This is a genomic window from Flavivirga algicola (genome assembly GCF_012910715.1).
In the GTDB taxonomy this organism is placed as follows: Bacteria; Bacteroidota; Bacteroidia; order Flavobacteriales; family Flavobacteriaceae; genus Flavivirga; species Flavivirga algicola.
The window spans coordinates 116,067-129,918 of record NZ_JABBHF010000006.1; the positions used below are offsets into that span (position 1 = coordinate 116,067).

The 13,852-nt window shown below is 32.5% G+C and carries 11 protein-coding genes; 6 read left to right on the forward strand and 5 right to left on the reverse strand.

All coding sequences use genetic code 11. From position 1 onward, the window contains the following. Positions 1-71: 71 nt before the first annotated feature. Positions 72-1,784, forward strand: coding sequence for a hypothetical protein (locus tag HHX25_RS11610; protein WP_169673387.1), 1,713 nt, complete (start codon positions 72-74; stop codon positions 1,782-1,784). 363 nt (positions 1,785-2,147) lie between these two features. Here the strand turns inward: HHX25_RS11610 and HHX25_RS11615 are convergent, their stop codons facing one another. Continuing rightward, positions 2,148-2,558 carry a lipocalin family protein gene (locus HHX25_RS11615; protein ID WP_169673390.1) on the reverse strand — a complete coding sequence of 137 codons (411 nt, stop codon included), beginning with the start codon at positions 2,556-2,558 and terminating at the stop codon, positions 2,148-2,150. A 612-nt stretch (positions 2,559-3,170) separates the two neighbouring features. Here HHX25_RS11615 and HHX25_RS11620 point away from each other — a divergent pair. Beyond that, positions 3,171-4,451 (forward strand): Ig-like domain-containing protein, encoded by a 1,281-nt coding sequence (locus tag HHX25_RS11620; protein ID WP_169673393.1) that lies wholly within the window; start codon positions 3,171-3,173, stop codon positions 4,449-4,451. 301 nt (positions 4,452-4,752) lie between these two features. Here the strand turns inward: HHX25_RS11620 and HHX25_RS21430 are convergent, their stop codons facing one another. Together HHX25_RS21430 and HHX25_RS11630 are read right to left on the reverse strand one after the other, a co-directional pair. After that, entirely contained in the window at positions 4,753-5,706 is a 954-nt protein-coding gene (locus HHX25_RS21430) for a bifunctional helix-turn-helix transcriptional regulator/GNAT family N-acetyltransferase (RefSeq protein WP_169673396.1), read from the reverse strand. Between the two features lie 62 nt (positions 5,707-5,768). Beyond that, positions 5,769-6,779, reverse strand: a complete 1,011-nt coding sequence (locus tag HHX25_RS11630; RefSeq protein ID WP_169673399.1) for a formimidoylglutamase — start codon at positions 6,777-6,779, stop codon at positions 5,769-5,771. Positions 6,780-6,890: 111 nt separating this feature from the next. Between HHX25_RS11630 and HHX25_RS11635 the strand changes: the two genes are divergently transcribed. Both HHX25_RS11635 and HHX25_RS11640 read left to right on the forward strand, forming a co-directional pair. Continuing rightward, positions 6,891-7,775, forward strand: a complete 885-nt coding sequence (locus HHX25_RS11635) for a chromosome partitioning protein ParA (protein WP_169673402.1) — start codon at positions 6,891-6,893, stop codon at positions 7,773-7,775. A gap of 252 nt (positions 7,776-8,027) precedes the next feature. After that, on the forward strand, positions 8,028-8,603 hold the full coding sequence (locus HHX25_RS11640; RefSeq protein ID WP_169673405.1) for a Crp/Fnr family transcriptional regulator: 576 nt from the start codon (positions 8,028-8,030) through the stop codon (positions 8,601-8,603). Positions 8,604-8,750: 147 nt separating this feature from the next. Here the strand turns inward: HHX25_RS11640 and fumC are convergent, their stop codons facing one another. After that, positions 8,751-10,148, reverse strand: a complete 1,398-nt coding sequence (fumC, locus tag HHX25_RS11645; protein ID WP_169673408.1) for a class II fumarate hydratase — start codon at positions 10,146-10,148, stop codon at positions 8,751-8,753. Between the two features lie 198 nt (positions 10,149-10,346). Between fumC and HHX25_RS11650 the strand changes: the two genes are divergently transcribed. Both HHX25_RS11650 and HHX25_RS11655 read left to right on the forward strand, forming a co-directional pair. Beyond that, on the forward strand, positions 10,347-10,988 hold the full coding sequence (locus HHX25_RS11650) for a peroxiredoxin (RefSeq protein ID WP_169673411.1): 642 nt from the start codon (positions 10,347-10,349) through the stop codon (positions 10,986-10,988). Positions 10,989-11,083: 95 nt separating this feature from the next. Next, positions 11,084-11,260, forward strand: a complete 177-nt coding sequence (locus HHX25_RS11655) for a hypothetical protein (protein ID WP_169673415.1) — start codon at positions 11,084-11,086, stop codon at positions 11,258-11,260. 61 nt (positions 11,261-11,321) lie between these two features. Here HHX25_RS11655 and HHX25_RS11660 read toward each other — a convergent pair whose 3' ends face one another. Next, on the reverse strand, positions 11,322-13,775 hold the full coding sequence (locus tag HHX25_RS11660) for a TonB-dependent receptor domain-containing protein (protein ID WP_240964516.1): 2,454 nt from the start codon (positions 13,773-13,775) through the stop codon (positions 11,322-11,324). Positions 13,776-13,852: the final 77 nt, after the last annotated feature.

The following is a 13,852-nucleotide window of genomic DNA, read 5'->3' on the forward strand; positions in this document are numbered from 1 at the left end:
AATCCACTTTAGAAGAAAGCATTGTAATATAACTAAGATTTCCACCTTCGTGGGAATGACAAAAAATAAATATGATTAAAAAATACTGGAATAGAGGAAAACGTCAAAAGATAACAACAATAGTTGTTGCTTTAATCTTACTTATCGCATTATTTATTTTACGTGATGATTACCAACCTGCATTATTATTCGTTAGAAAATTTATTTTCATCATTTTACTAAGTGCAATCGTTTTGTTTTTTGGATTAAGAAAATTTAGAGGCTCTGCAAGTACAGGAAGGCGTTTGGGTATTTTAGGGCTTTTAGTTGCTTTTTTCGGTTTTTTATATGCAGTAGGTTGGCATTTTAAAATGTACGATTATATGAAAACATATAACGTTTTTAACAACCTGAATAGAGTTGAGATTAATGAGTTACCCCTAACACAAAACGAAAGAATTCAACCATTAAGAAATGTATTTTCTATGGCTAATGAAAGTGTTGGAGAAACTAAGGATGTTTCTTTACCACACTTGGTAAGAGTAGGAGAAGAGAACAAATGGACTATGGCGATTCAACCAACAGAGAAATATGTTTGGCAGGGTATGACCGATAATACTGAAGAGGTTTTTGCAGTATCAAGCACCACACCATTTCCAAGGTTTTCTAACGAAAATAGAATACCAGTAACCTTTTCAATAGGAGAATCTTTAAAGTTTAGCAGGAACACCTATAATGCCGTAGTACAGCGCTTTAATATTTTTCAACTATTCACAATGGAACCTAGCGATACCTACTACATGAAAAATGATACAGGACAATGGGTAGAAGTGGTAAGTTTAATTAAATGGAAGGGCTTTTTGTTTCCCTACCCAACTTTTGGGGGTGTTATGGTTATTGAGAATGGTGAACACGATTTTAACGATTACTTAGAGCGCATTTTAATAGGAAAGGGCACTTATATAAGACCAGAAGACATGAAAAATCACCCATACCTTACAAGACAAAATACATTGGCTGAAAAGGTATCGCGTTTACAGGCGGAGTCTTTAAAGTTTTTAGGAGGTTTTAGTGACCCTTTACCATGGAATATGGAAACAGCTGTTAAGATTCCTGATTTGCCCGATGATCAAAATCAGCAACCATTTGTAACCGATTTTGATTTTTCAGACACCGATTCTGATGCTTATAGTGGCTTATACCATTGGTTTGGATTAGAACCAGTGGGGGATGAGCGTACCAGTTTAACTTTTAGTGTTTTTATTCCGGCAGATGGTAGCGATACCATTTATTATTACGATCATGCATCAAAAAAACAGGGCTATGCAGGCGTTTCAGCCATGCCCTTAAAGGTTATTGAATCTCGTAAAGAGTTTGACTGGTCTGTGAATAAACCTGTCGAGTTTAGACCATACATTAAAGACATAGCAGGGAGAAAACGTATGTTCTTTTTAGGGACCATATCTGCCATAAGAGAAGGTTCTGATAATTTTGATGGTTCAGCTACACCAGACTTGGCATTGATTGATAGCGAATATAGGGATGTTGTTTGGATTGATGTAAAACATCCCAGCCAATGGGATAAAACAGTTTATGATCAATTAAACGAAGCTTGGAGGGCAAGTGAAGGTATTGGGTACTATTTTGCTGAAGAAAGAAAGGAGATTGATATCTCTGAAACTGTAAAAGATTCAATTATGAAGCTTCCAAGTGATTCGATATATGAACAAATTCAGAATAATAAAAAAGCTGAAGAAATTAAAAGACTTCAAAAGCAAATAGATTCTTTAAAGGCTATTAATTAAAAAGGTATGCTAGAAGGTCAACAACTTTTTAAAGCAATTGAAAAGAGACGCAACGCACGAAAAGACAAAGCCAGCAGGAAGTTTGATAAGAATAAATTAAACTATGAAACAATTGGAGACAAGCTAGAATTCAAATCCCCTAAACTTAGGCCATCTGAACTTGAGAGATTAAAATCGGGAATAAGAAGCAATATCAAAAGAGATAAGTTAAGGGATTATTTATTGTTTCTTATTATTTTTTTGATACTTTTTACTTCGTTTTATTATTTCATGAACTGACTTCTGCTATTAGATATTAGAAAAAAGAAAAGCCCGTTTAGCGTATACGTATATTAAACGGGCTTTTTTACATTAATTACAGACTTACTGTTTTGTATACGTATCAATCATCACAGAAGTTTCACCATTATTAGTTACTGTATATTTTAACACTAATTCTGTAGAATCTAGCATCATGATTTCCTTAGATTGGTATGAATCGGTAACGGTATTACCACTAATACTGTATTTACTAATCGAAGAACTAGATGTACATACGGTGGTGGTCCCTTTATAATAAGATATATAGCTAATTTGCGTTTTAGTAAAAAGTAGTGTATTCAACAAATCGCAAGCTGTTAGTGAAACAGTTTCGCCATCCTTGGAAGCGTTTGTTAATTTCCATGTGCCAATGATTAATTCAGAATTGATTTTTGAAGGTGAATCATCTTTACTACAAGAAAAAGTTAGACAAGTTGCAAAAATAATTAACGATGTAAGTTTAAAAGTGTTCATTTTTTATTTAGATTTTAAATTCTTACAAATAAAAAAAACGGAACCGCGTCATTAATTTCAATTAACTTCCTGTTAACTGCCAATTAACTTTTAATTATGTTAACTACATTTTTTAATCGATAATTTTAACTTTTAGTTAAGTATGTTGGTGTTTCAACCATTAAATTGTAACGAAACCCTACTGATTTCAGACTTATAAGTTAAAGATGTCGTTATGGGATATATGGGTTTAGGAATGCAAAAGTGGATTTACTCTAGAGAGTCACGAAAAAGCTTCATGTATGAGAGCGTGTATCATTTTTTGCATTTGATTTTTTTCTGGGGAAAATCGAATTTATATGAATAGTATAATTGGAGCTTAAATTGACTTGTAGCATTAATTCCACAAATAAGGAACTAAATTCATTGTCTATAGAAATATGATTTATTTTATGTTATCAATATGATTAATACTGCAAAGAATTGGATATGTTATTAGGTTGTCAAGTTTAAATCAAGTTGATTACTCTGATACGTGCAACATATGTCTAGTTGGATTAACCTAAAGTGCTGTTTTGAGTTTTATTAATGCTTTATCTTTGTTAATCAACAACTTAATAAATAAAAATGCTTATGAAATTTTTGATTAACAAGAATCCTTTTATTTTATTTTTTACGCTCATTCTACTTGTTAGTGGTTGTAGTAGTAACAATGATCCTGCTCCAGATCCAGACCCCGATCCAGATCCAGTGGTTGATACACCTACAGCTACAGACGATACTTTAACTGTAAATGAAAGTAGTAGTGCAGGAGCAAATAATCAAATAGATGTTTCTAATAATGATGATATTGGTGAGAATGGTGGCGATAATGATGATTATAGCTTATTGGCCAATGCAAGTAATGGTAATGTAACAGAGGTTAGCGATGGTGTTTTTCAATACTTACCTAATACAGCTTTTATAGGAAACGATAGTTTTACATATACCATAACAGATTCAGATGGAGACACTGATTCAGCTACAGTTAATATCACAGTAAATGATATTGCTACTGCTGAAAATTTTAACAATATAGACCCCGCTTTGCCTTCTTTTGTGTCTATTGTTAATACAACACCTAGTGATAAACAATGGGTTAAATTAGAAAGTATGTCAGATGAATTTGATGTATGGGATGGTTCAAAATGGTTCAAATCTACATGGAATTATGGTGTCCCAGTTTTTATGACAACCGCAAGTAGCAACTCTGGAGTGGCCGATGGAAACTTATGGATAAAAGCGACGCTTAATGAAAGTAATATTGAAGACCGATGGTTTCAAACGGCAAGGATTCACTCCGTTGCAGAAACCAGTTACCCTATGTACACTGAGGCTAGAATTAAAACGTCACATATCTCTGCTTATAATACTTACTGGTTGAATAATGGAGATATAGATAACAGAGATGAAATAGATATTATTGAAAATAATACAAACCCTTCTTGTGGCTGTCAACCCGAATTTCCAACCAGAATGAATTCTCAATATTTTCATGCAGATTCTAGTAAAAGCCCAGTTACCATAAGAGATGAAGATAATTTTATTAGTACAAATTTATCAACGGTTAATCCGCTTAGAGGTATACAATGGAATGAGGAATATCATACATACGGTGTATGGTGGAAAGATTCTAAAAACATTCAGTTTTACTTAGATGGAGAGCCTGCTGGTAGCGTAACTGTTGGACACGATAGATCTGGGCAAGTTTATGCAGATCGTGAATTTACACGTGACTTAGAAATAATTTTTGATTTATGGACTAACCAAGCTGACTGGCTAGGTGGGCTTCCTCCAAAATCAGACCTAGCCGATGACTCAATAAATACGATGAGAGTTGATTGGGTTAGAACTTGGAAATTAGAAGACAAATAAATAATCAATAGTATATATAATTTAAAAAGAGGCTATCTAAAAGTATTAGTAGATGGCCTCATTTTACAAGCTGTCTATTTGCGGTATAAATAATTTGATATAACTGGAATGATTATTTGTCTTATATATATCATTTTCATAAGCGTGTTTTTTCCAAACCTGTCTATAAGCAGGCTGGGAGAGAGGAACGAGCGACGAGAAATATCAATCGATAGAGATGCTTCCTCATGCTTCGCCTGAATGACAACAACTTCCATCATATCAAATACAAGTTGCTTTTATATCTAACACATGCTAAATATTAAAATACTAATTCCATCTTAATATCACAACGTATATAAGGGCAGTTTTCTTCTACAGGAATTTCTATAAAACCATATTTTCTATAAATATAAATAGCGTTTTCTAGTTTTTTATTCGAATAGATAATAAGTTTAGGCATACTATTTACTTTAGCAAAATTAATACAGTGTTGCATAAGTTTCTGACCTATTTTGTGCCCGCGATGTTTAGGAGAAACCCCCATTTTTGTCAATTCAAAAACTCCTTCTTTTCCAATAGGCATTAAAGCTACAGTACCTACAATTTGATCATTTAATTTTGCAAAGAATATATGACCGCCTTTATTAATAATATAGTGATCGGGTTTACTTAAAACCTCCTCGTCATAAGCCTCTACATAAAAAAATGCTTTTAACCACTCAACATTTAGCTCATAAAAATCCTTTGCATATTGTTTATCAAAAGAAATAATTTCGAAGTTTGCTGTTGTTGTATCCATTTTGATGTTGTTTATAATCGTTGAACTAAAACTTTTAGCGTTAAGTTTATTTTCCAGAATATTTAAGTGTTCTATCAGGGAAGAAGAACTTTCTAAAGTATACTCTTTAATCACTTTATCGATAGTTTTCCAGATAGGTTTTAATATGTCTAATGTACGATACCCTTTATCAGACAAGGAGATAATTTTTTTTCGTTTATCAGACTTGTCTAATGTATAGATAATTAAGCCTTTATCATTTAGTTTATTAATAGCTTGAGTTATGGCAGGTTGCGTAAATTGTAATGAATTTTGAATTTCAGAATTTGTTACTCCCTTTTTGTTAGCTATTATATTGAATATTGGAAAAAGGTAAGGATCGAAATCTACATTAAAATGGTTATAAACCAGCTGCGTTTCTTTCATCATATATTCACTTACTCTTTTAAGTCTTGAGCCCAATCCTAACTCACCATAACCACGTAATGCATCCATAATATTAATATTTATATAAGTACTTATGCAAATGTATATAAATATTAAATCATTTAAAGGATTTAAGCTTTTATAAAATCTATAATTAAATAGGAGATAAGCTTTCCAACAGTTTCACTGGTCTTTTTATTGGGGGATGCTTCGCATATATGTAAATAACGAGCATGATCGTGTTTTCCGAAAAAGTTTAAAAACTGTCTGGTCTTGTTTACACTAAAACCACTAGGAGTCATGGCACTACTTGGAATATTTTCGATAGCATCACAATCTATTTCTATACCAAATGATGTTTTAGAAATGTGGTTTAATGCACTTTTTAATTCTTCTTTGAATTTTAATTCACCTCTAACCTCTAAAGATTCGAAGGTATTATATTTAATGGATTTAAATTTTTTGAGCGTTTTAAATAATTTATCCGAAGTATAATTTTCATGTAAACCAAAAATAAAATAGTTTTTTAAAAAGCCTTCAGCATAAGCATAGCTAAAACCATTACCGCTGTGTCTTCCTTCTTCTGGTCTAAAATCGGAATGCGCATCAAAATTAATCACATTAATTGGTTCGTTCAAAGCCAACGACGCTCCTTTAATATTTCCATAAGCATTGTTATGTCCACCACCGATAATAATAGGTTTTTTACCAGCTAGAATTATTTGACTAATAATATATGACACATAACGGTCAATCTTAGAAACTATTTGTCTGGCCTTTAGCAGATCTTTTTTCTTGGAAATATCTAACTCTGAAGCTTCCAATATTTCTGAAGAGAAATCAAGATGCCCTAAAATTAAAACGTTATCTGCCTTCGTATATTGGTTGCTTTGAATGTTTAACAGAACTTTAAGGGTCGCTTCCCAAGCCTTTGAAGTTCCAGTATTACCGTAATTTGCAAGTACCCCAATATCCTCAGGCAAACCAATTATTACATACATAACATCCAAATTTTTAAGTTGTTCGTATATATTGGAAATGCTGGTTAATATTTTAACATGTTGACCAAATTTGGATTCACCAAGGCGTTTGTTTAATAATTTATTTCGCGTAGAATTTTTAAATAAAACGAGTTTATCCATTTGTGTAAATAAATTTTTGAGGACTAAAAATACACCATTATATTTGTTTACAGCATAAAAAAATAATTATATTAAATATATAACAATACTAAATTTTAAAAACAAGTAATTATGGAAAACAGCAAGAGTAATATGGGGCTTAAAGTAGGATTAGGGATTGCATTAGTTTTATTTTTAGGAACAGGTTTTTATACTATGAATTTGTATAAAAGTAGTAGCCAGATACAAAAGGACTTAACAGAAGAAAAGCAATTAGTTATGAATGATCTAAATGCTATGGCAAAACAATACGATGTGGCTATAAGTGAAAATGACGTGGCAAACAAAAACTTAACCGATGCAAGAGCACGTATTCAAGGCTTGATAGACTCATTAAAAATCTCTGAAACTAATGTTAGAAGTTTATGGAGATACAAAAAGAAATATCAGTCTTTACAAAAAGAAATGGATGTATTGTTAGCTCAAAATGATTCTTTAAGAGTTGAAAATTCATATTTAGCAACATCTCTAGATAGTACTCGTGTACGTTTAGAAGAACGTACTATGTTTACAGATTCTTTATTGGTTCAAAATAATGCTTTAGCTGAAGTTGTTGAAAATGCAGCAGTTTTGAGTACAGTTGGTTTAAAAGGGTTTGGAGTTATAGAAAGAACTTCTGGTAAATTAATACCAACAGAGAGAGCTTCACGTACAGATAAAATTAGAGTGTGCTTTACAGTTGCTAAAAATGGTTTGGTTCAAGCTGGAGATCAGGAATTATATGTACAGGTTATTGATCCAAAGAACAATACATTAGGATTAAATGAGCAGGTTCAGTTTAACGAGAAAACTTTGAGCTACAGTATTATTAGTAAGTTTAACTACGAGAATGCAAGTCTTAACATTTGTGAGTTCGTAGCATCGAAAGGGAAAAAGAATTTTGAAAAAGGACGTTATATTGTAAACGTTTTTAACGAAAAAGACCTAGTATCTAGTTCTGAATTTACTTTAAAGTAAATTTCATACAACACTTAAAGTAAAGCCTCAAGTAAAAACTTGAGGCTTTTTTATGCTATAAAATCACCTTTATTTATATTGGGAATATGCATCTAAACAAGTTTATTTGCAAATTATAGAGAAATTATTCGATAATGCCACTTAAGGTGTTATTTTAGAATATACTGAAACACAATCTCAATAGGAGGAATTAGTGTCTGTATCCTATATCAATTTTCTATTGTCATAACAAATGGCTAAAAACTATAAGTAATGGATCCAAATGTGGTTTTTTTAAATTCGTTTTTAGATGTTTCTGAAGAAACTTTTGAGAAACTTGTTAGAATATCAACATTTAAAAAACTGGAAAAAGGATTTAATATAGCTAAGTCTGGAGAAGTACCCAGCAAAATTTATATGCTTGTATCTGGGATGGTACGTGCTTACCTTAGTTCTGAGACAGGGAAGGAGTTCAATAAGAATTTTTTCATGCCTTTTAGTTTTGTTGGATCGCTTACAGCCCTGATAAAAAACAGACCTTCTAAATTAACTTACGAAACGCTTACAGCATGTAAGGTATATGAAGTGAGTTTCGAAGAAATTACAAGACTTTGCAAAGAAGATATTCATATTAGTAATCTGTATAGCAAGGTGTTAGAACATGTTTTTATTAAATATGAAGAACGACAATTGGAGTTCATTTCAATGGATGCCACAGAACGATATTTAAGGTTAAGGAAGAGAATATCTGGAATAGACGATTTAATTCCACAATACCATATAGCATCGTATTTGAGTATAACACCTGTACAATTAAGTAGAATTAGAAAAAAAATTGATAAGAATTAACAAATGTTAATTACTAATAATTTGTTTAATTATATATTTGAAGCGATTTCCTTTTAATTGTAAGATAAAGGGATTGATAGCTAACCAACCAAAAAAAACAGGTAATTAATAATTACCTGTTTTTTATTATGATATATTTATTGGAATTTATTTTAAGCTTCCTACCATATCTTCTGGTTTAACCCACGCATCATACTCTTCGGCAGTAACATAGCCTAAGTTAATAGCTTCTTCTTTTAAAGTTGTACCATTTTTATGTGCGGTATTAGCAATTTCAGCGGCTTTATAATACCCGATTTTTGTATTTAAGGCTGTTACTAACATTAAAGAATTGTTCAATAATTTGGTAATAACCTCTTTATTGGGTTCTATTCCTATAGCACAATTAACATCAAAACTTACACAAGCATCTCCAATTAACTGTGCAGAATGTAAAACATTCGCAGCCATAACAGGCTTAAATACATTCAATTCATAATGTCCTTGCAAACCTCCAATAGAAATAGCTACATCATTCCCCATAACTTGCGCACAAACCATTGTAAGCGCTTCACATTGTGTTGGGTTAACCTTTCCTGGCATAATAGAACTTCCTGGCTCATTGGCAGGAATAATTATTTCACCAATACCAGAACGTGGGCCAGAAGCCATCATTCGAACATCATTTGCAATTTTATTTAGAGAAACCGCTAGTTGCTTTAATGCACCATGGGTTTCTACAAGGGCATCATGAGCCGCTAAAGCTTCAAACTTATTGGGAGCAGTTACAAATGGTAAATCTGTAAATTCTGCAATATATTCAGCAACACGTTTGCTATATCCTTTAGGTGTATTCAATCCTGTTCCAACAGCAGTACCACCAAGTGCCAACTCGCTTAAATGCGGTAAGGTGTTTTCTAATGCTTTAATACCATGATCTAATTGAGCTACATAACCAGAAAGCTCTTGTCCTAGTGTAAGTGGTGTGGCATCCATTAAGTGGGTACGTCCAATTTTTACAACCTCTTTAAAATCATTAGCTTTTTTGTTTAATGTGTTTCTCAACTGTTTTACACCTGGAATAGTAGTTTCTATCACTTTTTTATAAGCAGCTATATGCATACCGGTAGGGAAGGTGTCGTTAGAAGATTGTGATTTATTAACATCGTCATTTGGCTGGATCGTTTTTTCTCCTTCACCAATAACTTTCCCTGCTAATTGATGGGCCCTGTTGGCAATAACCTCATTAACATTCATATTACTTTGAGTTCCAGAACCAGTTTGCCATATCACCAAAGGAAATTGATCATCATGCTTACCTTCCAATATTTCATCACAAACATTAGCAATTAAATCGCGTTTTTCTGATGGTAAAACACCCAGTTCGCTATTGGTATATGCTGCTGCTTTTTTTAAATATGCAAACCCATAAATTATTTCTAAAGGCATAGAAGCTGATGCTCCGATTTTAAAATTGTTTCTAGATCGTTCAGTTTGAGCTCCCCAAAGCTTATCTGCAGGAACTTTAACCTCACCCATAGTATCTTTCTCTATTCTGTAACTCATCTCTTAATGGTTTAATTTAAATTACAAAGTTAATTGTTTTGAAAAGCTTTTTTGTATGATATATGTTAGTTTTTTAAATACTTTTTTAACATTTATCTTATGTACTTATTTAGAATAGGTCTCTTAAAAATGGTATCTTGTAAGAGATTAGAAAGTAATGTAAAAAATTAATAATATAAACACTTAAAAATCATAATTATGGCAACAATTAGATTAGGGGACATAGCCCCAAATTTCACAGCTCAATCAACAGAAGGCTCTATAGATTTTCATGATTGGCTAGGGGATAGTTGGGGAGTTCTATTCTCTCACCCTGCAGATTATACACCAGTTTGTACTACCGAATTGGGAACGGTAGCAAAGTACAAAGCTGAATTTGATAAACGTAATGTAAAAGTAGTAGCGTTAAGTGTTGATGGGATTGATTCACACCATGGTTGGATTAAAGATATTAATGAAACACAGGAAACTACGGTTAATTTTCCTATCATAGCTGATGAAGATAGAAAAGTATCTGCGTTATACGATATGATTCATCCCAATGCTGATAGTAATTTAACAGTACGATCGGTTTTTGTTATTGGATCGGATAAGAAAGTGAAGTTAACGATAACATATCCTGCTTCAACGGGTAGAAATTTTGATGAATTATTGCGGGTTATAGATTCTTTACAATTAACAGCTTACCATAAGGTAGCAACGCCTGCGAATTGGAATAATGGAGACGATTGTGTTGTTGTGCCTGCTGTAGCAACTGAAGATATTCCAGGTATTTTTCCAAAAGGGTTTAAAGAAGTGAAGCCTTATTTAAGAATGACGCCGCAACCTAATTTAAACTAGGTATCGGATTCGTTAATAAATTTTAATTTGATATTGTATAACAAATAGCTTTACATTATCTTTGCAGAAGATTTTTTTTAAAGACACTTACAATTATGTTTGATTTTGATCAATATTTAGGATTTTTAGCTTTTCTAACCATATTAACAATAGGATTTTGGTTAATGATATTTCTTTTAACCTTTGTTATTCCTTATTGGATAGGTGGCTCTTTAATAGAAAGAATTAAAGAAATACGTGAAGAGAAAAAAGCGAAGCGTTTAAATTCATAACATGAATTGCAAATTAATATAAAAAAGGAAGCTAATTTAGCTTCCTTTTTTTATGCTGTTTTTACATATCAACCCCACTGCCGTTATCAAAACCTCTGCCATTTCGTTCCCGTTTTTTCTGCTGATTGAACCTGTATGTAAATGACAGGTTAAAAATACGGCCTCCTCTAAACTGAATTTCCTGATCTGCAGTAAAAGTTTCTGCTGTGATATGATTTTTGAAAATATTACTATTGAATACATCTCGAATATTAAATGCCAAAGAAGCTTTTTCCTTAAATAGATCTTTGCTAAATGCTAAGTTGGTAGTGAGCCTACCTTTCCTGTCATTTTGGGCATCTTCACTTGGACCTCTATAATTCATACTGGTTTGCCAGTCTATTTTATAGGGGAGAGTAAGTTTATTGGTCAATCTAGCAGACCAGGTCAAATTATCTGCATCTAGATCAATACCATTGAAGTTTCCATTCCTTTCTAATTTAAAGACGTTAAAATCGGTGTTAACCCGCCATTTTCTGGATGGACTATAATTCAGGTTAAATTCAAATCCATATCGGTTATCGGTAGCTAAATTTATTGGGCCTCTTTCAATAACGGGGAATTCTTCACCATTAATTATAACAGTCTCACCCGTTTTTCTGCTTACAAATGTCATAACATTTGTAGAATGTGCGTAGTATAAAGCAGAGCTTAACGTAAATTTATTAAACTTATTTAAATACCCCAATTCAAACCTATCTGTATAAGTGGGGTCTAAAGCAGGATTACCTTGAAACACATTGGTTATACTCGATCTGGAAGGAAATGGATTTAACATAAAGCCTCTAGGTCTTCTTAATCTACGATTATAGCCCAAGGTAATGCTTTCATCATCACTTATTTCATAATTTAGGTTTACTGAGGGAAATAATCCTGTAAGGTTCTTTTTTTCAAAATCCCCTGTAGTAGGTTGGTCTATGGTTGTTTTTGTGTTTTCAAGCCGTAGGCCTAGAAGATATGAAAACTTATTTATTTTACTACCAAATTGAACGTATGCTGCGGTTAGGTGTTGTTTAAAGTTAAAAATGTTAGTAAGATTTCTATTGATGTCAAACTCATTTGTATTTATATTTAAAGTATCAACTCTAAAATCTGTTGTATTGTTATTGTAATCACCGCGGTATCCTACTTCAAATTGACTTTTTTCTCCAATAGGTAATACATAGTCGGTTTGTAATAATATTTGTGTCTCATCTTCGAAAGTAGCCACCATTTCAGTATCGATACCGTCAAAATTAATGATAGAATTTTCATCATCATTAGTGTCTTCATATTGAAAGTCGAAACTTAATTTATGGTCGCTTTTTTCAAAGTTTTTTGTAAAATTAACAGTATATTGTATGGTTTCATTGGTACCCAATTCTGGATTTAATCTCAAACTTCTACTGGTCGTATTGGTATTTTTATCTAGTTGTACGAGATTGTTAATAGAACGGTCATCGCTATTACGATTACTATAAACCACAGCTGTAGTTAATGAAGCAGAACCGTTTATATACCACTCTAAACCAGTATTTGTAGTAATCCCTTTGCTTATATCTGTCCAATCCCTTTTTTCATCTAAATCTGGCGTGTTTATATCGTTATACTTAACGTCGTTATACCAGTGTCCAAGACGTTCATTATATCTGTATGAGGTTGTGCTAAAAAAATTAATATCACCCGTTCTATAGTTAATATTGCCTGAAACCCCAGCCGCCTCTGGATGTCCTACATTAGCTGTTACAGAACCATTAAGTCCTTGTAATTTACTGCGACGTAAAATAATATTTAAAATACCAGCAGTGCCTTCTGCCTCATATCTAGCGGAAGGAGATGTGATAACTTCAACTTTTTCAATAGATTCTGCAGGTAATTGTTGCAAAGCATCTGTAGAGTTTAAGCCTACTAATCCAGAAGGTTTGCCATTTATAAGAATACGAACATTGTCATTGCCTCTTAACGCTACATTGCCTTCTCCGTCTACAGAAACAGATGGGACATTATCTAGAACATCACTGACATTACCACCACTAACGGTAAGGTCTTTGCCAACATTATATATCTTCTTGTCAAGTTTGATTTCAACAGTGGTGCGTTCTGCTACTATTTCAACTTCATCAAGCGATTCTAAATCGACCTCTAAAAAAAAAGTACCCAGATTAACATTGGATGTGATTCTTTTGTTTTGAATCGTTTGCGTTTTAAATGAAATATATTCAATAGATATATCGTAGACACCTCTAGGTACAGGAATGTTAAAAGTTCCTTTAATATCTGTAATACCCCCAGCAACAATTTTGTTTTTTTGTTTGTTAAGAAATGAAATTGTTGCGTACTCAAGAGGTTCATTGGTCTCTTTATCAAGTATTTTACCTGTCACGGTAACATCTTTTGATAAGGTCGACTCACTTTGAACTTCATTACTTTTTGGCTGAGCATATGTTATGAGTATGCTCAAAAAAAACATTAAACCTGTTGAAATAAATCTGTTCATGAAGTTACTTTGACTTTTGATAGTAAAAGTAACTTAAGGTTTAATGAGATAAGGTTAAAATTGTGTTAATAAGCAAG